Source organism: Geodermatophilus sp. SYSU D00815 (genome assembly GCF_054050035.1).
Genome location: NZ_JBJGYO010000008.1, coordinates 113,046 through 130,835 on the forward strand (window position 1 = coordinate 113,046; position 17,790 = coordinate 130,835).

General features: G+C 72.8%; 19 protein-coding genes. 12 read left to right on the forward strand and 7 right to left on the reverse strand.

The window, feature by feature from the left end:
• Positions 1 to 53 precede the first annotated feature (53 nt).
• Genes ACI78S_RS11925 through ACI78S_RS11950 form a run of 6 tightly spaced genes read left to right on the forward strand, consistent with a single transcriptional unit; the run spans position 54 to position 4,712 of the window.
• Positions 54 to 1,301 (forward strand): LLM class flavin-dependent oxidoreductase, encoded by a 1,248-nt coding sequence (locus tag ACI78S_RS11925; RefSeq protein ID WP_456973449.1) that lies wholly within the window; start codon positions 54 to 56, stop codon positions 1,299 to 1,301.
• 1 nt (position 1,302) lies between these two features.
• Complete coding sequence (locus ACI78S_RS11930; RefSeq protein ID WP_456973451.1) at positions 1,303 to 1,959, forward strand: flavin reductase family protein; 657 nt, start codon at positions 1,303 to 1,305, stop codon at positions 1,957 to 1,959.
• Positions 1,956 to 3,239: a bifunctional 3,4-dihydroxy-2-butanone-4-phosphate synthase/GTP cyclohydrolase II gene (locus ACI78S_RS11935; RefSeq protein ID WP_456973453.1), complete on the forward strand. Its 1,284-nt coding sequence runs from the start codon at positions 1,956 to 1,958 to the stop codon at positions 3,237 to 3,239. The genes ACI78S_RS11930 and ACI78S_RS11935 overlap by 4 nt, the downstream gene beginning before the upstream one ends.
• 42 nt (positions 3,240 to 3,281) lie before the next feature.
• A complete protein-coding gene (locus ACI78S_RS11940) occupies positions 3,282 to 4,214 on the forward strand; it encodes a fumarylacetoacetate hydrolase family protein (RefSeq protein ID WP_456973455.1) in 933 nt (310 codons plus the stop codon).
• 9 nt (positions 4,215 to 4,223) lie between these two features.
• Positions 4,224 to 4,358, forward strand: a complete 135-nt coding sequence (locus tag ACI78S_RS11945; protein WP_456973457.1) for a hypothetical protein — start codon at positions 4,224 to 4,226, stop codon at positions 4,356 to 4,358.
• Between the two features lie 18 nt (positions 4,359 to 4,376).
• Positions 4,377 to 4,712: a redoxin domain-containing protein gene (locus ACI78S_RS11950; RefSeq protein ID WP_456973459.1), complete on the forward strand. Its 336-nt coding sequence runs from the start codon at positions 4,377 to 4,379 to the stop codon at positions 4,710 to 4,712.
• A gap of 36 nt (positions 4,713 to 4,748) precedes the next feature.
• On the opposite strand, the gene ACI78S_RS11955 is transcribed toward ACI78S_RS11950, so the two are convergent.
• The 5 genes from ACI78S_RS11955 to ACI78S_RS11975 form a co-directional block, all read right to left on the reverse strand.
• Positions 4,749 to 5,888 carry a LacI family DNA-binding transcriptional regulator gene (locus tag ACI78S_RS11955; RefSeq protein ID WP_456973461.1) on the reverse strand — a complete coding sequence of 380 codons (1,140 nt, stop codon included), beginning with the start codon at positions 5,886 to 5,888 and terminating at the stop codon, positions 4,749 to 4,751.
• A gap of 163 nt (positions 5,889 to 6,051) precedes the next feature.
• Positions 6,052 to 6,816, reverse strand: coding sequence for an ABC transporter ATP-binding protein (locus ACI78S_RS11960; protein ID WP_456973463.1), 765 nt, complete (start codon positions 6,814 to 6,816; stop codon positions 6,052 to 6,054).
• Between the two features lie 148 nt (positions 6,817 to 6,964).
• Complete coding sequence (locus ACI78S_RS11965) at positions 6,965 to 7,783, reverse strand: ABC transporter permease (protein WP_456973465.1); 819 nt, start codon at positions 7,781 to 7,783, stop codon at positions 6,965 to 6,967.
• Positions 7,780 to 8,631, reverse strand: coding sequence for an ABC transporter permease (locus tag ACI78S_RS11970; RefSeq protein ID WP_456973467.1), 852 nt, complete (start codon positions 8,629 to 8,631; stop codon positions 7,780 to 7,782). Before ACI78S_RS11970 ends, ACI78S_RS11965 begins: the two co-directional genes overlap by 4 nt.
• 28 nt (positions 8,632 to 8,659) lie before the next feature.
• Positions 8,660 to 9,736 (reverse strand): ABC transporter substrate-binding protein, encoded by a 1,077-nt coding sequence (locus tag ACI78S_RS11975; RefSeq protein WP_456973469.1) that lies wholly within the window; start codon positions 9,734 to 9,736, stop codon positions 8,660 to 8,662.
• 354 nt (positions 9,737 to 10,090) lie between these two features.
• Here ACI78S_RS11975 and hisD point away from each other — a divergent pair, with 354 nt between their 5' ends.
• The 5 genes from hisD to ACI78S_RS12000 all read left to right on the forward strand — a co-directional run bounded on the left by hisD (position 10,091) and on the right by ACI78S_RS12000 (position 15,094).
• Positions 10,091 to 11,410 (forward strand): histidinol dehydrogenase, encoded by a 1,320-nt coding sequence (gene hisD, locus ACI78S_RS11980; RefSeq protein WP_456973471.1) that lies wholly within the window; start codon positions 10,091 to 10,093, stop codon positions 11,408 to 11,410.
• A gap of 64 nt (positions 11,411 to 11,474) precedes the next feature.
• Positions 11,475 to 12,485: an amidohydrolase family protein gene (locus ACI78S_RS11985; RefSeq protein ID WP_456973473.1), complete on the forward strand. Its 1,011-nt coding sequence runs from the start codon at positions 11,475 to 11,477 to the stop codon at positions 12,483 to 12,485.
• A gap of 4 nt (positions 12,486 to 12,489) precedes the next feature.
• Positions 12,490 to 13,485 (forward strand): Gfo/Idh/MocA family protein, encoded by a 996-nt coding sequence (locus ACI78S_RS11990; protein WP_456973475.1) that lies wholly within the window; start codon positions 12,490 to 12,492, stop codon positions 13,483 to 13,485.
• A 44-nt stretch (positions 13,486 to 13,529) separates the two neighbouring features.
• Positions 13,530 to 14,216: a cyclase family protein gene (locus tag ACI78S_RS11995; RefSeq protein ID WP_456973477.1), complete on the forward strand. Its 687-nt coding sequence runs from the start codon at positions 13,530 to 13,532 to the stop codon at positions 14,214 to 14,216.
• Entirely contained in the window at positions 14,213 to 15,094 is an 882-nt protein-coding gene (locus tag ACI78S_RS12000; protein WP_456973479.1) for an NAD(P)-dependent oxidoreductase, read from the forward strand. The genes ACI78S_RS11995 and ACI78S_RS12000 overlap by 4 nt, the downstream gene beginning before the upstream one ends.
• A gap of 5 nt (positions 15,095 to 15,099) precedes the next feature.
• Here ACI78S_RS12000 and ACI78S_RS12005 read toward each other — a convergent pair whose 3' ends face one another.
• Complete coding sequence (locus ACI78S_RS12005; protein WP_456973481.1) at positions 15,100 to 15,504, reverse strand: hypothetical protein; 405 nt, start codon at positions 15,502 to 15,504, stop codon at positions 15,100 to 15,102.
• A 220-nt stretch (positions 15,505 to 15,724) separates the two neighbouring features.
• Here ACI78S_RS12005 and cimA point away from each other — a divergent pair, with 220 nt between their 5' ends.
• Complete coding sequence (gene cimA, locus ACI78S_RS12010; protein WP_456973483.1) at positions 15,725 to 17,365, forward strand: citramalate synthase; 1,641 nt, start codon at positions 15,725 to 15,727, stop codon at positions 17,363 to 17,365.
• Positions 17,366 to 17,411: 46 nt separating this feature from the next.
• Here cimA and ACI78S_RS12015 read toward each other — a convergent pair whose 3' ends face one another.
• Entirely contained in the window at positions 17,412 to 17,786 is a 375-nt protein-coding gene (locus ACI78S_RS12015) for a VOC family protein (RefSeq protein WP_456973485.1), read from the reverse strand.
• Between the last annotated feature and the right edge of the window lie 4 nt (positions 17,787 to 17,790).

The window sequence follows — 17,790 nt, forward strand, 5'->3', positions numbered from 1 at the left end:
CGAACAGGGGTGACGCACCCCACACACCGCACGAGCCAGCGGAGGCGGCGGACATGGTGAAGGTGATCCTGCAGCTCTACCCCCAGGTGGCGGCGACGCGCCAGGAGCGCATCGACCAGCGCCCCCTGGGGCGCGACGCCGAGCGGTACCAGGCGCTCATCCGCGAGATGCCGACGATCGTGCGGGCGGCCGACGACCTGGGGCTGTGGGGGATCTCCTCCATCGAGCACCACTTCCACAGCGAGGGCTACGAGGTGGGACCCAACCCGGGGCTGCTCGACGCGTACTGGGCCGCGATCACCAAGCGGATCCGGGTCGGCCAGCTCGGCTACACGATGAGCGCGCAGAACCCGTTCCGCGTGGCCGAGGACGTCGCCATCATCGACCACCTCTCCGGCGGCCGGTCCTTCTGCGGGTTCTCCCGCGGCTACCAGGCGCGCTGGACCAACATCCTCGGCCAGCACCTCGGCACCCGGGCGACCCTGTCGCCGTCGGGCAACCAGGAGAAGATGGCCGAGCTCGACGAGGCCACCCGCGCCGCCCGCGTCTCCGACGACCAGATCAACCGCGAGATATTCGAGGAGAACGTCGAGCTGGTCCTGCAGTCGTGGACGCAGGACAGCGTGGAGGCCAAGGGGCGCTGGCAGGTGCCCTACCCCTACGACCAGGGCGTCGACTGGACGATGACGGCGACCCGCGAGCTCGGGGCGCCGGGCGAGATGGACGAGAACAACAGGATCCGCCGGGTCAGCGTCGTCCCGAGCCCGCTGACCAAGCCCTACCCGCCGGTCTTCGTCTCCAGCAACGCCAGCAAGGAGACGATCGAGTACTGCGGCCCGCGCGGGTTCATCCCCACCTACTTCTCCAAGATCGAGCGGGCGGCGGAGTTCGGCGCGGCCTACGTGGAGGCCGCCGCCACGGCGGGGCGCACCTACGCCCTCGGCCAGAACCAGGCGCTGGTGCGCTGGGGCCAGATGGCCGAGACCGAGGAGGAGGCCCGCCGCCAGGTCGCGGAGTACGACGTCGACATCTTCCGCGACCTCTACGCCGGCACGACCCCGATGCGCTTCGACCCGGCCAACCCGGTCGACTCGGTCGTCAACTCCGGCCTCTGGGTCGTCGGCACGCCCGACCAGGTGCGCGACCAGTACGTGGAGCTGTGGCGGCAGCTGCCGGCCGAGTACGTCGTGCTGATCTACCACTGGGCGCAGCAGCCGGCCGAGAGCGTGGTGCGGCAGATCGAGCTGTTCATGCAGCACGTGAAGCCCGCGCTCGACGAGATGACCACCTACGAGGGCTGACGTGGCGACCGCGCCGGTGCCGGGGGACGGGGTCGCCGCCGGGCGGGCCGTCGACACGGCCGCCGCCCGGCCCGTCGACACGGCCGCCGCCCGGCCCGTCGACACGGCCGCCGCCCGGCCCGTCGACACGGCCGCTGCCCGGCCCGTCGACATGGCCGCTGCCCGGCGGTTCCGCCGGGTCCTCGGGCACGTCCCGACCGGCGTCACGCTGATCACGGCGACGACGCCGGCCGGACCGGCCGGGATGGCGGTCAACTCCTTCACCTCGGTCTCGCTCGACCCGCCGCTGATCTCCTTCTGCGCGGCGCGCACGTCGACGACCTGGCCGCTGGTCCGCGCCGCCGGCGCGTTCAGCGTCAACGTCCTGGGCGAGTCCTCCGCCGAGCTGTGCCGGCGCTTCGCCCGCAAGGACGCCGACCGGTTCGCGGGCGTCCGCTACCGGCTGGGCGCCACCGGGGCGCCGGTCCTCCCTGGCCTGGCGGCGTCCCTGGACTGCGCGCTGTTCCGGGAGGTCGACGCCGGCGACCACGTGATCGTCCTCGGCCGGGTGGTGCACCTCGAGTCCGACGAGGGCGTGCGCCCCCTCGTCTTCCACGCGGGCCGGTACTGCGGCCTGCCGCCGTCCGAGTCCGCACCGTCCCGGGCAGGAGCGCTGTGACCGACGACCCCAGTCCCTTCGCCTCGATCGAGCAGGCGCTGCAGGAGATCGCCGACGGCGGCATGGTCGTCGTCGTCGACGACGAGGACCGCGAGAACGAGGGCGACCTCATCATGGCGGCGGCCCACGCGACCGCGGCCGACCTCGCCTTCCTCGTCCGGCACACCTCCGGCGTCGTCTGCGTCGCCCTGCCCGGGAACCGCTGCGACGCCCTGGACCTCCCGCAGATGGTCGCCGCGAACACCGAGCCGCACCGGACGGCGTTCACCGTCACCGTCGACCTCGCCGCCGGCACCTCGACCGGCATCTCCGCCGCGGACCGGGCGGCGACCATCCGCGCGCTCGCCGACGAGACGGTCCCCGCCGAGGCCTTCCACCGGCCCGGCCACGTCTTCCCGCTGCGGGCCCGGGACGGCGGGGTGCTCAAGCGGGCGGGGCACACCGAGGCCGCGGTCGACCTGGCCCGGCTGGCCGGGCTGCCGCCGGTCGGGGTGCTGTGCGAGGTCGTCAACGACGACGGCACGATGGCGCGCCGCGCCGACCTGGTGCGGTTCGCCGCCCGGCACGGGATCCCGATGGTCACCATCGCCGACCTCGTCGAGCACCGGCGGCGCACCGACCGGCTGGTGGAGCGCACCGGGGAGGCGCGGCTGCCCACGCCGTGGGGCGAGTTCCGCTGCCTGTCCTACCGCTCGCTGATCGACGGCACCGAGCACGTCGCGTTCGCGATGGGCGACGTCGCCGGGCCCGAGGAGCTGCTCGTCCGGGTGCACAGCGAGTGCCTGACCGGCGACATCTTCCGCTCGCTGCGGTGCGACTGCGGCGCCCAGCTGGAGACGGCGATGGCCCGCATCGCCGCCGCCGGCAGGGGGGCGGTCGTCTACCTCCGCGGCCACGAGGGACGCGGCATCGGCCTCGGGCACAAGCTGCGCGCCTACGGCCTGCAGGACGCCGGGCGGGACACGGTCGACGCCAACCTCGACCTCGGCATGCCCGTCGACAGCCGCGAGTACGGCATCGGCGCCCAGATCCTCGCCGACCTCGGCGCCCGGCGGCTGCGGCTGCTCACCAACAACCCGGCCAAGTACGGCGGCCTGGCCGGCTACGGGCTCGAGATCGTCGGCCGCGAGCCGCTGCAGGTCCCGCCCAACCCCGAGAACCTCGTCTACCTGCGCACCAAGCAGCGGCGGCTGGGCCACCTGCTCGACGGGCTCGACGACGACGCCGTCCCGGCCGACGGCCGCGCCCCCGACCTGCGCGTCGCCGAGCCGCTGCTGTAGCACCCCGGCCCCTCCCGCTCCGCCCGACCGGAAGGAACCCGCATGCGCTGGACCACGTACGTCTCGCCCACGGACGGCCAGGAGCACCCGGCCCTGCTCACCGACGGCACCCTGCAGGGCCTGCGCACGGCCACCCGCCTCGTCGACCTGCTGGGCGACGACGGCGAGCGGCTGGCGGCCGCGGCCGAGGAGGCGCTGGCCGATCCGCTGGACGTGCTGCCGGAGGTGGAGGCCCGGCTGCGCGCGCCGGTTCCCGTCCCGCCCTCGGTCCGCGACTTCTACGCCTACGAGACCCACGTCCGCACCTACCGCGAGGCCAACGGCCAGACGATGGACCCCGACTGGTACGAGCTGCCGGTCTTCTACTTCCAGAACCCGGCGGCGATCCGCGGCGCCCGGGACGACGTCGAGCTGCCCCCGGGCTGCACGAACTTCGACTACGAGCTCGAGTTCGGCGCGGTCGTCGGCCGCGGCGGGACCAACCTGACCCCGGAGGAGGCCGAGCAGCACATCGCCGGCTACCTCCTCTTCTGCGACTGGAGCGCCCGCGACCTGCAGGCCCGCGAGGTCCGGCACAGCCTCGGCCCGGTCAAGGGCAAGGACACCGCCACCAGCCTCGGCCCCTGGCTGGTCACGCCCGACGAGCTGGAGCCGCTGCGCAAGGGCAACGCCTTCGACCTGGAGATGCGCGCCTGGGTCAACGGCGAGCTCTACAGCAAGGGCGACGCGGCCGACCTGTACTGGTCCTTCGGCCAGATGATCTCCTACGCGTCCCGCGGGACCCGCGTGGTGACCGGCGACGTCATCGGCAGCGGCACCGTGGGGACGGGGTGCATCCTCGAGCTGTCCACCGTGCACGGCGGGGACCGGTACCCGTGGCTCCGGCCGGGTGACGAGGTGCGCCTGGAGGCCGACCTCCTGGGCGCCATCACCGCGCGGGTCCTCGACCCCCTGCCGCTGCACCCGCTCCGGTGAGGTGAGGGCATGGTCGACGTCGGGAACCGCGCACCGGGCTTCCGGCTGCGGCACACGTTCGAGCGGTCGGTCGACCTGGCCGAGACGCTGCGGCGGGGACCGGTCGTCCTCGCCTTCTACGTCTTCGACTTCGGCGGCTACTAGGGCTCCGAGCTGTCCCAGTTGGGACGACGGGCCGGGGAGATCCGCGCGCTGGGCGCGGACGTCCTCGCGGTGGCGGTGACGGCCACCTTCTCCCAGCAGGCCTTCGCCGAGTCGCTCGGCGTCGACTTCCCCCTCCTGTCGGACTGGGACCGCGAGGTCTGCGCGGCCTACGGCGTCCGGTACGACGTCTGGAAGGGGCACCGCGGGCTCGCCAAGCGGTCGGTCTTCGTCATCGACGGGTCGGGGACCGTGCGCTACCGGTGGGTCACCGACGACGCGCTGGTCCTGCCCGACCTCGACGAGGTGGTCGACGCCGTCGGGAGCGCCGTGCGCGCGGACGGTCCGACCGCCTGAGCACGGCCCGTGCGGCGTGGCGGCCGCCCGGTGCGCTCACCCGGCGGGTGGCTTGTCCACGGTGGTCCGGCGCACCAGGCTGGTCGCGAAGATCTTCTCCCTGCCCGGTCCGATGTCCGTGGGGCTCTCGATGCGCTCGGCCAGCATCCGGGCCGCGGCCCGGGCCATGTCGCCGATGGGCTGGCGCAGCGTGCTGAGCTGGAACACCTCCCACGAGGCCATGGGGATGTCGTCGAAGCCGAGGATGGAGACGTCTTCCGGCACCCGCACCCCGAGCGAGAGGGCGGCGTCGATCGCGCCGAAGGCGACCACGTCGTTGCCGCACGCGATCGCCGTGGGCGGATCGGGCAGCCGCAGCAGCTCCCGGGTGTACTGGTAGCCGCTCTGGTGGGAGTACGTCCCCTCGCGCACCAGGCCCGGGTCCAGCGGCACGCCGGCCTCGGCGAACGCGTCCTCCAGCCCGGCCAGCCGGTCGCGGCTGGTCGAGGTGTTGCCGGGGCCGCGGATGACGGCGATCCGCCGGTGCCCCAGCTCGATCAGGTGCCGGCCGCCGATGACCGCGCCGCCCCGGTTGTCGCTGATCACCCGGTCGACGTCCATGCCGTCGATGTATCGGTTGAGCAGCACCGTGGGCAGGCCGCGCTGCTGCAGCTCGGCGGCGAACCGGGAGTCCAGCGTGGCCGTGGTGACCAGCACGCCGTCGATGGACCGGTCCAGCAGGCGGCGCAGCGACTCCTGCCCCGTGGGGATGTCGGTCCGCTCGGTGAACAGGACGACGCGGTAGCCCATGAGCTGCAGCTCGTCGTAGACCGGCGTGAGCAGCGCGGGGAAGAAGGGGTTGGCCAGGTCGGAGACGACGACCGCCACGGTGCGGGTCGAGCGCGAGACCAGCCCGGCGGCCAGCGAGTTCGGCACGTACCCCAGGCGCCGAGCCGCCGCGTCCACCCGGCGCCGGGTCTCCTCGCGCACCCGCGGATCTCCCCGCAGCGCCCGCGAGACGGTCGACTGGGAGACCCCGGCGGCCCGGGCGACGGTCCAGCTGGTGGGTGACGCCGAGCCGTCGGCGCCGGGACGCGGCGCCTCGCCGCCCGCGACCGGGGACGCCCCGGACGACCGCACCGGGCGGGCCGGGAGCGGCTCCCCGGGCTCCTCGAAGGCGGGGGACTCGGCCGTCACGGTCGGTCCCCGTCGGGCGACGGGCGGCCGGGGACCGCGGCGGACGGGTGGTCAGGCATCGGCATTCCCCTCGAGGGTCCGGGTTCGGCCGTGCCCGCGGCGGGCGTCGGCACACGACGAGGTCCTGGCGGGGGGCGGTCCCCCGCCGGGACGCAGGACGCCCTCAGCCGGCCGCGGCGATCTGCGGCTGCATCGCCTTCATGTTCTCCAGGCGGGCGAGGATCTCGGCCTGCAGCGTCGCGACGGCCGGGTCCGACTGCCGCCTGGGGCGCGGCAGGTCGATCCTGATGTCCTCGAAGATACGGCCGCCCGGCTGCAGCACGATGATGCGGTCCGAGAGCTCCACGGCCTCGACGACGTCGTGGGTCACGAACACGACCGTCTTCCTGGACTGCGCCCAGATGTCCTGCAGCTGCGCCCGCAGACCGCGAGCGGTGATCGCGTCCAGGTGGCTGAACGGCTCGTCCATGATGAGCAGGTCCGGCTCGACGGCGAAGGCGCGGGCGATGCCGACGCGCTGCTGCATGCCGCCGGAGAGCTGGCCCGGGAAGAAGTCGCCGTGCTTGGCCAGGCCGACCATGTCGAGGTACTTGTCCACCCGCTTCCGGGTCGCCTCGTCGTCGGCGTCCTGCACGTACATCATGTTCCGGCGCACGCTCCGCCAGGGCAGCAGCCGCGGGTCCTGGAAGACGTAGCCCAGCCGGGCCGGCCGGCCCTCGTCGCTGGTCACCGCGATCGAGCCGGAGGTGTGCGTCTCCACGCCGGAGATGATGTTGAGCAGCGTGCTCTTGCCGCAGCCCGACGGGCCCACGATCGAGACGAACGTCTGCCCGCGGACGTCGAAGGTGATGTGGTCGAGCACCCGGTTGGCGCGGGGGGTGCCGGCGCCGAAGGTCTTGCAGAGGTCGTTCACCGTCAGGACGGCCATGTCAGTGCCTCTCGGTTCGCAACTCGGGGCGAGGTGGGGGAGGGGAGGGGGGGGGGGGGGGGGGGGCCCGGGCGGCCCGGGGGGCCGCGGGGGGGGGCGGCCCCCCCCCCCCCCCCCCCCCCCCCCCCCCCCCCCCCCCCCCCGGCGGTCAGCGGGTGGCGTCCCGCCACCGGAACGCGCGCCGCGACAGGCGCTCGAAGATGAGCTGGTCGAGGACGACGATCACGCCCACGAACAGCACGACCCACGCGGCGAACCCGGCGAACTGGTTCGCGTCGTACCAGTAGCGGGCGCGGTAGCCGGCGCCGCCCGAGCCGCCGAACCACTCGGCGAGCAGGACGCCGTTCCAGCCCATGATCACCACGAACCGGATGCCGGCCATCACGTAGCCCATGACCGCGGGCAGGACCAGGTCCTTGACCCGCCGGCCCATCGGCACCCCGTAGGACGACGACATGTCGCGCAGGTCCCGCGACACGCCGGACACGCCCTGGGCGACGTTGACGACCATGAACGGCACGGCGGTCAGGAAGGTGGTCACGATCGGCGAGGTGTGGCCGAAGCCGAACCACATGACCGTGAGGAACGCCCACATGATCGCCGGGATCGACAGGGCCACCATGACAGGGCTCTCGAGGAAGGCCCGGGCCATGGGCGACAGCCCGATCAGGACGCCGACGACGATGCCGACGACGATCGACAGGGCCACACCGATGCCGAACCGGTAGAAGGTGTCGGCGAAGTTGCCGAACACCTCACCGCGCCGGAACTCCTCGACCAGCCGGTCGACCACCGCGGCCGGCCCCGGGATCCGCTCGAACAGCCCCGCCAGCGCCAGCCACAGCAGGAAGGCGAGGACGTAGAAGCTGATGCGGGCGGCCGTGTTGGAGGTGAGCCGCCGCTGCCACTGCGGACGTGCCGAGGCGATCTCCTCGGCCGACCTGCGGGGGGTCAGGGTCGCCGTCATCGGACCCGCTCCTCCGGACGCCAGGCGAGCACCCGGTTCTCCAGCTTGCGCAGGACGAGGCGCTCGATGATGAGCATGAACACGATGAACAGGGCCATCCAGGCGATGACGCCGGTGATGTTGAACAGCTGGTACTCGTTGCGGATCTGGAAACCGACGCCGTTGGTGCCGCCGAACACCTCGGTGAGGGCCTCGACCTTCCACGCGACCGCGAAGGACATCCGGACCGCCGCGAAGACGTACGGCACCAGCGTCGGGATGAACACCTCGCGCCGGATCTGCTGCGGCGAGCGGCCGAACGCCTGGCTCATCTTCACCAGCGACGGGTCGACGCCCCGCACACCCTCGGCCACGTTGATCGCCACGTAGGGCACGGAGACCAGGGCCACGGCCAGCACCGGGCCGAGGTCGGACAGCCCGAAGATGATCAGCGAGAGGACCGCGTACGTCAGCGCCGGGATCGTGCCGGCGACGGTGATGCCGTCGCGGAAGAACGACCGCCAGTAGTCGTACCGGCCCATCAGGTAGCCGATCGGGGCGCCGACGAGCACGGCGACCCCGAAGCCGGCGAAGGTCTTCACCACGCTGGCGAAGAAGTCGGAGACCAGCGCGCCGCTGGCGACGATCTCCCACATCTCGACGCCGACCTCGAGCGGGTTCGGCAGGGTGCCGAACGGCAGGTAGTAGGCCGCGATCTGCCACACGGTGAAGATGGCGACCCAGCCGGCGACGAGGAGGGCGAGGCGCTTGCGCTTGTTGCGCGCCGACGTCCGGCGGGCCAGCGCCTCGCCCTCCTGCCAGGCGATCGCGGGCCCCGCCTCGGGGGCCTCGATCACGGGGTTCGACATGGTGTCGATCTCCTCTGCGGTTCCGCGGTCAGGAGGTCGGCTCGAGGGTGGTGAAGCTGGGCTCCTCCACGTCCTCTTCGATGAAGCCGGTCTCCTTCATCAGGTCGAAGACCTCGCGCTCGCCCTCGACCCAGTCGTCGTCGAGGTAGGTGGTGGGCACGAACCAGTCGAACCTGGTGTCCAGCCAGTTGGTGAGGAAGGCGAACTCCTCGTCGGTGCGGACGGCGAAGTCCTCCGGGTAGGCGCGGATGATCTCGTCGCGGTGCTCCTGCCACTCCTGGATCCCGCGGTCCCAGAGCGCGATCAGGAAGGCCGCCTCGTCCTGGTTCCGCTCCACCCACGCCTCCCGGGCCACGAAGACGTTGGTCTGCGGGTGGGTGACGTCGTCGGGGAAGCTGCTGTAGTTCTCCGCCCACATCTGCGCGGCCGACTTGGCGTCGTACAGCGGCCGGATCTGGTTGGTGGACAGCTCGGGGATGGCGAAGTCGGGCAGGCACAGGCACGCGTCGGCGTCGCCGCGCGCGACCAGGCTGGCCAGGTTCTGGATGTCGGTGACGACGAGCTCGTAGTCGCCCTCGCCCTCCCGGAGGTCGAGGCCGCACATCTCCTTGGCGTACATGCCCCAGATCAGCGTGATGCTGACCGAGGTGAAGGTGGCGATCCTCTTCCCCTCGAGGTCGCAGATCGTCTCGGCGGCCACGTTCGGGTTGACGGCCAGGATGCTGCGGTCGGTGTTGTAGGCCCCGAACACCGTGGCCGGCTCGCCCGTCGCCTCGGCGAGGTCGGGGACCTCGTAGGTGGCTGCGGAGATCACGTCCGCGTGCCCGCCGGCGTAGACGCCGAACTCGTCCCAGGACGAGGAGGTGAGGACCTGGATGCCGGCCTCCTCCTCCATCTCCTGCTTGATGCCCTGGTCCTCGAGCCACTTCCAGACCGGGTCGGGCGCCATGACCATGTTGATGACGCCGTTGGCGTCCTCGGCCTCGCCGGCCTGCTGGCTCGACCCGCCGCCCGACGCGCACGCCGACGCGGTGACGGCCAGCACGGCCAGACCGGCAATCCAGCGCAGCCCGCCGGTGCGGCTGCCGCTTGCTGTGATCCCCATGTTCCTGCCTCTCTTGCGGGCGCCCCTTCGCGCCTCCACGGGCGAGACCTGCTGGTGCTGTGCGCCGGCCGGATGTGACGTAGCCCACGCGTATACGGGGGGACTGTGCCTGCAATCCGATGCATACGTCAAGAAGTCGGGAGGGCTCCCCGGGTGTGCCCGGCGCCCACCCCGCGGGGCGCAGATCCTGTCCCAGCGCGTCCCGCAACCGCTCGGCACCCGCTCCACCTGCGGTTACGTCGACGGACCGGAGCGCGGGGTCGTGACTGCGGAGATCGACGCGGACTTGCCCGCTTGACATGCATGCGTATGCACAACAAGATTCGTGACCCCGATGTGATCTGGAGCACTCGCATGAGCTGGCAGCTGAAAGCGGCGGCGTCCACGGGGGCGCAGCGGCAGCAACTCTCCGACGTCGCGCGCGTGGTCGCGGAGGTGATCGAGGACGTCCGGACCCGCGGCGACGACGCCGTCCGGCAGTACTCCGAGAAGTTCGACCACTGGTCGCCGGAGTCCTTCCGGCTGAGCGCCGAGCAGATCGACGAGATCGTCGGCCGGGTGCCCGGCGAGGTGCTCGACGACCTGCGGGCGGTGCAGGCGAACGTGCGCCGGTTCGCCGAGCACCAGCTGGGGTCGATGCGCGAGTTCGAGGTCGAGACCGAGCCCGGCGTCTTCCTGGGGCAGAAGCACCTGCCGATCGCGGCGACCGGCGCCTACGTGCCCGGCGGCCGCTACCCGCTGACCGCGTCGGCGCACATGACGATCCTGACGGCGAAGGTCGCCGGCGTCGGGCGGGTGACCACGTGCACGCCGCCCATCCGGGGCGAGATCCCGGCCGCGACCGTCGCCGCGATGCACCTGGCCGGTGCCGACGACGTCCTGCTGCTCGGCGGCGTCCAGGCGGTGGCCGCGATGGCCCTCGGCACCGAGACGATCGGCAAGGTCGACCTGCTCGCGGGGCCGGGGAACGCCTACGTCGCCGAGGCCAAGCGCCAGCTGTTCGGCGAGGTCGGCATCGACCTGTTCGCCGGACCGACCGAGATCCTCGTCGTCGCCGACGACACCGCCGACCCGTTCGTGGTCGCCGTCGACCTGCTCAGCCAGGCCGAGCACGGCCCGGACTCACCGGCGGTGCTCATCACGACGTCGGAGGAGGTCGCGCGCGCCGCGCTGGCTCACGTGGAGCGGCTGCTGCCCGAGATGCCGACCGTCGACATGGCCGGGCCGGCCTGGCGCGACCACGGCCAGATCCACGTCGTCGACGACCTGGACGAGGCCTACCGCCTCGCCGACGCGTTCGCCAGCGAGCACGTGCAGATCCTCACCGCCCGGCCGCGCGAGGCGCTGGGGAAGATGCGCAACTACGGGGCGCTGTTCCTCGGCGAGGGCACCTGCGTCTCCTACGGCGACAAGTGCATCGGCACCAACCACGTGCTGCCCACCCGCGGCGCCGCGCGCTACACGGGCGGCCTCTGGGTCGGCAAGTACCTGCGCACCGTCACCTACCAGGAGGTCACCGACCAGCGGGCCAGCGCCGCTCTCGGCGAGCTGTGCGGCCGCGCCTCCCGGATCGAGCTGTTCGAGGGCCACGCCCGCTCGGGCGACGTCCGGGCCGCCAAGTACGCCGGCGCACCGCTGCCGTGGGCGCCCGGCACGTACGCGCCGGCGTCCTGACCCCCTGCTCCCGCCGCCGACCGCCCCGTCCCGCCCCGCACGCCGACCGAGAGGACCCCGCCCCATGAGCCGGAGCAACGGCCGCACCGTGGACATCCACGCCCACGTCATCACCCCCGCCTGCCTGGAGCTGGCCAAGGGGCTGATGGAGCCGCAGTACGAGCCCTTCTTCTACTGGGCGGGCGCGGAGACCCTCGCATACCAGGCCAAGCACACGGCCGAGATCATGCCCAAGGCGACCGACATCGACGTGCGGCTGGCCGACATGGACGCCATGGGCATCGACGTGCAGGCCCTCTCGGTGGCCCCACCGCAGTACTACTACTGGACCGACGTCGAGCTGGGCCGCACCCTCGCCCGGATGCAGAACGAGAACCTGGCCTCGATGGTGCAGGCGCACCCCGACCGGTTCGTCGGCCTGGCCACCGTCCCCATGCAGGACGTGTCCTCGGCGATCAAGGAGCTCGAGCACTGCGTGCGCGACCTCGACTTCCGCGGGGTCGAGATCAACACCAACATCTTCGGCCTCGACCTCGACGACCCCCGGTTCCGGCCGTTCTTCGCCAAGGCCGAGGAGCTCGACGTCGTCGTCATGCTGCACCCCAACGGGTTCACCCACGGCGAGCGGCTGCAGAAGTACTACATGACCAACGTGATCGGGAACCCGCTCGACACCACGGTGGCGATCAACCGCATCATCCACGGCGGCGTCCTGGAGGAGCACCCCGCGCTCAAGCTGGTGCTCGTGCACGGCGGCGGCTACCTGCCGTTCTACTCGTCGCGGATGGACCACTCCTACGAGCTGCGCCCCGAGGGCCGGCACCACATCACCCGGCCGCCGAGCACCTACCTCAAGCAGGTGTTCGTCGACTGCCTGGTCTTCGACTCGGTCCACCTGGAGTTCCTCGTCCAGCAGATGGGCGCCGACCACGTGGTCATCGGCACCGACTACCCGTTCGACATGGGCCACTACGACCCCCTGGGCCAGATCGACGGCGTCCGCGGGCTCAGCGACGAGGACAAGGAGCTCGTGCGCAGCGCGACGGCGCACAAGCTGCTCAAGCTCGAGGGCTGACCCGGTGATCGACGTCGCCGTGGTCGGCCTCGGCTGGTGGGGTCGCAACGTCGTCGGCCTGCTGGCCGGCAGCGAGCGGATCCGCCCGGTGCTCGGGGTGGACGTCGCCCCGGGGGGTCGCGAGTGGGCGCAGGCGCGGGGGCTGGCGGTGACCGCCGAGCTGCAGGACGCGCTGGACGACCCGGGGATCGACGCCGTCGTCCTGTGCTCGCCGCACCGCTTCCACTCGGCGCAGATCGTCGCGGCCGCGCGGGCGGGCAAGCACGTGTTCTGCGAGAAGCCGTTCTGCACCACGGCGGCCGAGGCCGACGAGGCGCTCGCCGCGGTCGCCGCGGCCGGCGTGCAGCTGGGCATCGGGCACGAGCGCCGGTTCGAGGCGCCGGTGCAGCAGCTGCAGGAGCTGTGCCGCTCCGGCCGGCTCGGCACCCTGCTCGTGCTGGAGGGCAACTTCAGCCAGGACAAGTTCCTCGCCCTGCCGCCGGACAACTGGCGGCTCTCGGCCACCGAGGCCCCGGTCGGGCCGCTGTCGGCGACCGGCATCCACCTGGTCGACCTCGCGATCAGCATCTTCGGCCCGCCCGACGAGGTGTGGGCGCGGCTGGCCACGCGGGCCACGCGGTTCGCGAACGGGGACACGCTGTCGGTCACCCTCGGCTTCCCCGACGGGCCGACGGCCGCCATCACCGCCGTCCTCACCACGCCGTTCATGGGCCGCCTGTGCGTCCTCGGCTCCGAGGGGTGGGTGGAGATCCGCGACCGCAGCCACCCCGAGAACCCCACCGGGTGGGACGTCACCACCTGCTTCCGGGGGAGCGAGCCGAGCACGCGGTTCGTGCCCCCCAGCCCCGCCGTCCGCGACAACCTCGAGTGCTTCGCGGCGGCGGTCGAAGGCGCGGCCGACTACCCGGTGCCGCCCGCCGAGATCCGCGCCAACGTGCGCGCGTTCGAGGCGATCACCCGGTCGGCGCTGAGCGGCTCGGTCGAGCGGCTCGAACCGTGATCGAGACCGGACGGTCCCGCCGTCCCCACTCCTGAGGAGCGCGCATGCAGATCATCGACCTGTCGCAGGACATCTACGAGGGGATGAAGGTCTACCCCGGGCACCTGAAGACGGTGCAGTTCGAGCACGCCACCCACGAGGAGACGGCCCCGCGGTTCGAGGGCGGGTTCTCGTTCCAGACGACCGGCTTCATCCTCAACGACAACGGCCCCACCCACGTGGACTCCTTCTCGCACCTGGACCCCGCGCCCGGCGCCGAGACGATCGACCAGATGGACCTGCAGCTGTTCTACGGCCCCGCCGTCTGCCTGGACGTGACCGGGTTCGCCCCGCAGACCGACATCGACGCCGAGGACCTCGACCGGATCGTGGCCGAGTCGCCGGTCGACGTGCAGCGCGGCGACATCGTGCTGTTCCACACCGCGACGTGGAACCGCTACGTCGGCGACAAGCGCTACCTGACCGAGTTCCCCGGCCTCGGGGCGTCGGCCGCGGAGTGGATCGTCGAGCGCGGGGTGAAGACGTTCGGGGTGGACAGCCCGACGCCGGACAACCCGGCCAGCAAGACCTACCCGGTGCACATGATGTGCCGGCGCGAGCACATCACCCACTACGAGAACCTGGCGAACCTGGACAAGGTCGTGAACACCCGGTTCACCTTCGTGGGCTTCCCGCTGAAGGTGCGCGGCGCGCACGGCGGCCCGACGCGCGCGGTGGCGCTGGTCGGGTGACCGGCGACCTCGGCACGCCCGCGCCCGTCGTCGCCGTGCTCGGCACGGGGACGATGGGCGCGGGCATGGTCCGCTCCCTGGTCCGCGCCGGCGTCCCGGTGCGGATGTGGAACCGCGACGCGAGCAAGGCGCGCGCGCTGGCCGGACCGGGCGCGCGGGCCTGCGACTCCCCGGCGCAGGCCGCGCAGGGCGCCGACGTCGTGCTCACGATGCTGCTCGACGCCGACGCGGTGGTCGACGTGCTCCGGCGGGCGGCGCCGGCGCCGGGCACGATCTGGCTGCAGTGCTCGACGGTGGGTGTCGACGGCGCCGAGCGGACCGCCGCGGTGGCCGCCGAGCTGGGCCTGCCGCTGGTGGACGCGCCGGTCCTGGGCACCAGGAAGCCGGCGGAGGACGGCGCCCTGGTCGTGCTCGCCTCCGGTGACGAGGCGGCCCGGGAACGGCTGGCCCCGGTGCTCGGGGCGATCGGGCGCAAGACGCTGTGGCTCGGCCCGGCGGGGGCCGGCAGCCGGCTCAAGCTGGCCTGCAACGCCTGGGTGCTCACGCTCACGGCGGGCGTGGCCCAGTCGGTCGCGCTGGCGCGCGCCCTCGGCCTGGACCCGCGGGACTTCTTCGCCGCGATCGACGGCGGCCCGCAGGACGCGCCGCTGGCCAGGGCCAAGGGCGCCGCCATGCTGGCCGGCGAGTACCCGGTCAGCTTCTCCCTGGACGGCGCGATCAAGGACGGGCGGCTCATCCGCTCGGCCCTGGCCGACCTCGGGCTGTCCGACCGGCTGGCCGCCGCCGTCGTCGACACCATGGAGGCGGCGCGGACCCGCCTGGCGGGCGCCCCGGCGGACATGGCCGCGGTGATCGAGGGGCTGCCCGCCGAGCGCTGAGGGGCTCAGCCGGGCGGTTCCTCCCGCAGCAGGTCGCCGACCGGGACGGGCAGGGTCGCGCGCGCCCGCAGCTGCGCCGGCTCGGCCATCTCCAGGCGGACGGTGCAGCCCTGAGGGGACACCTCGACCAGGACGACCGGGTGCCAGCCCCACCCCGGCGAGGGGTCGGCCGCGGACAGCCCGCCCTCGGGCAGCCGGTCGGGCAACCGGCACCACCAGCGGCGGTCCAGGCTGCGCAACCCGCGCTCCACCAGCAGCGCCTCGGCGTCCGGCCGCTCGGCGGCGGGGCCCAGGGGCGCGCCGGTGAGGGCCGTGGGCACGACGAGACCGGGCGCGCCGTCGGGCGCCAGGTACCCGACGTGCTCGCCGTCGGACGGGCGGTGCACGGGGGTCCAGGAGGTCGGGATCACCGCAGAGGAGTAGCAGGCGGGCGCCCGCCCGATCACGCGGTTTTCGCCGCCGGTGCTCCACGACGGCCGGTCGACGTGCTTTACTCGGCGGCGATGTCCCACCACCGCACGATCATCATCGCCTAGCGCGCAGTCCGTTCCCGACTGCGCGCAGACCTCCCGTACCCGGGGGGTCTTTTTGTTTGCCGGGAACGCCCCGCCCCCACCCCAGGAGCTCGTCGTGGCCACCGCCCTTGTCACCAGCACGGACTTCCACGTCTTCGACACCACGTTGCGCGACGGCGCCCAGCGCGAGGGCATCAGCTACTCCGTCGCCGACAAGCTCGCCGTCGCGCGGCTGCTGGACGAGATCGGGGTCGGCTTCATCGAGGGCGGGTGGCCCGGGGCCCTGCCCAAGGACACCGAGTTCTTCGCCCGCGCCCGCACGGAGCTCAAGCTCCGCCACGCCCAGCTGGTGGCCTTCGGCGCCACCCGCAAGGCCGGGGTGCGCGTCGAGGACGACCCCCAGGTCCGCGCGCTGCTCGACTCCGAGGCGCCGGTCGTCTGCCTGGTCGCCAAGTCCGACGTCCGGCACGTGCGCGAGGCCCTGCGGACGACACTGGAGGAGAACCTCGCGATGGTGGCCGACACCGTCGCCTTCTTCACCGGCCACGGCCGGCGGGTGTTCCTCGACTGCGAGCACTTCTTCGACGGCTACCGGGCCGACCCCGACTACGGCGTGCGCGTGCTGGAGACGGCGTTCGCCGCGGGCGCCGAGGTCGGCGTCATGTGCGACACCAACGGCGGCATGCTGCCGATGGGCGTGGGCCGCGTCGTCGCCGACGTCCGCGCCCGGGTCGGCGGCCGGCTGGGCATCCACTGCCAGGACGACACCGGCTGCGCCGTCGCCAACACCCTCGCCGCCGTGGAGGCCGGGGTGACCCACGTCCAGGGGACGGCGAACGGCTACGGCGAGCGCGCCGGCAACGCCGACACCTTCGCGCTGATCGGCAACCTGGTGACCAAGATGGGCCTGCAGGTCGTGCCGCCGGAGTGCCTGCCGGAGCTGCAGCGGGTCAGCCACGCGATCGCCGAGCTGGCCAACATCGCCCCCGACGACCACCAGCCCTTCGTCGGCGCCTCGGCGTTCGCCCACAAGGCCGGCCTGCACGCCAGCGCCATCAAGGTCAGCCCCGAGCTGTACAACCACCTCGACCCGGCCGTGGTCGGCAACGACATGCGGATCCTGGTCACCGAGATGGCCGGCCGCGCCTCCGTCGAGCTCAAGGGTCGCGAGCTCGGGGTCGACCTCGCCGGCCACGCCGACGTCGTCGGCAAGGTGGTCGAGCAGGTCAAGGTGCTCGAGGCCGACGGCTGGTCGTTCGAGGCCGCCGACGCCTCCTTCGAGCTGCTGCTGCGGGGCGCCCTGCCCGACGCCCCCGCGCCGCTGTTCGAGCTCGAGAGCTACAAGACCTCGGTCGAGCACTGGGGCAACGGCGTCGTGGTCAGCGAGGCGACGGTGAAGGTGCACGTCGACGGCGAGCGGATCATCAGCACCGCCGAGGGCAACGGCCCGGTCAACGCCCTGGACAACGCGCTGCGGCAGGCGCTGCGGAGCCGCTACCCGCAGCTGGCCGACGTCGCGCTGGCCGACTACAAGGTGCGCATCCTCGGCTGGAAGGGCGGCACCAGCGCCACCACCCGGGTGCTCATCGACACCACCGACGGCGTGGGGGAGTGGACCACCGTGGGCGTCCACGACAACATCGTCGAGGCCTCCTGGCACGCCCTGGTCGACGCCCTGACGTACGCCGTGCGGCACCGCAACACCGTCGACCCCCGGTCGACACCGCGCCCAGGCGCCGTCCCCGACCAGCGCTGAGCCGCTCGGCCGCCCCGTTCGTCGGGGACCCTCCGGGCCCCGCTCCTCACGGGCTCTGGCGGTTCCTCAACAGGCAGAACTCGTTGCCCTCGGGGTCCTGGAGCACGTGCCAGCTCTCCTCGCCCGTCTGCCCCACGTCCGCCGGGCGGGCGCCGAGGTCGAGCAGCCGCTGCAGCTCGGCGTCCTGGTCTCGGTCGGTGGGGGAGACGTCGATGTGCAGCCGCAGCTTGCCGGGGGTCGGGTCCGGCACGCGGCCGAACACCAGGGTGGGCGCCGCGCCGCCGAACCCGGCCTCCGGCCCGATCTCGACCTCGTCCTCCTCGCGGGAGAGCACCCGGTAGTCCAGGACGGCGGCCCAGAAGGAGGCGAGCGCCTCCGGGTCGCGGCAGTCGACGACGAGCTCGGTGAAGCGACAGGCCACAGGG

What these genes read in the sequence shown, in the direction of transcription:
- ACI78S_RS11965 (WP_456973465.1), bottom strand. Translation starts at nt 7,783, where the DNA reads ATGACGGCGACCCTGACCCCCCGCAGGTCGGCCGAGGAGATCGCCTCG.
- ACI78S_RS11925 (WP_456973449.1), top strand. Translation starts at nt 54, where the DNA reads ATGGTGAAGGTGATCCTGCAGCTCTACCCCCAGGTGGCGGCGACGCGC.
- hisD (WP_456973471.1), top strand. Translation starts at nt 10,091, where the DNA reads ATGAGCTGGCAGCTGAAAGCGGCGGCGTCCACGGGGGCGCAGCGGCAG.
- ACI78S_RS11940 (WP_456973455.1), top strand. Translation starts at nt 3,282, where the DNA reads ATGCGCTGGACCACGTACGTCTCGCCCACGGACGGCCAGGAGCACCCG.
- ACI78S_RS11945 (WP_456973457.1), top strand. Translation starts at nt 4,224, where the DNA reads ATGGTCGACGTCGGGAACCGCGCACCGGGCTTCCGGCTGCGGCACACG.
- ACI78S_RS11995 (WP_456973477.1), top strand. Translation starts at nt 13,530, where the DNA reads ATGCAGATCATCGACCTGTCGCAGGACATCTACGAGGGGATGAAGGTC.
- ACI78S_RS11970 (WP_456973467.1), bottom strand. Translation starts at nt 8,631, where the DNA reads ATGTCGAACCCCGTGATCGAGGCCCCCGAGGCGGGGCCCGCGATCGCC.
- ACI78S_RS11975 (WP_456973469.1), bottom strand. Translation starts at nt 9,736, where the DNA reads ATGGGGATCACAGCAAGCGGCAGCCGCACCGGCGGGCTGCGCTGGATT.
- ACI78S_RS11985 (WP_456973473.1), top strand. Translation starts at nt 11,475, where the DNA reads ATGAGCCGGAGCAACGGCCGCACCGTGGACATCCACGCCCACGTCATC.
- ACI78S_RS11960 (WP_456973463.1), bottom strand. Translation starts at nt 6,816, where the DNA reads ATGGCCGTCCTGACGGTGAACGACCTCTGCAAGACCTTCGGCGCCGGC.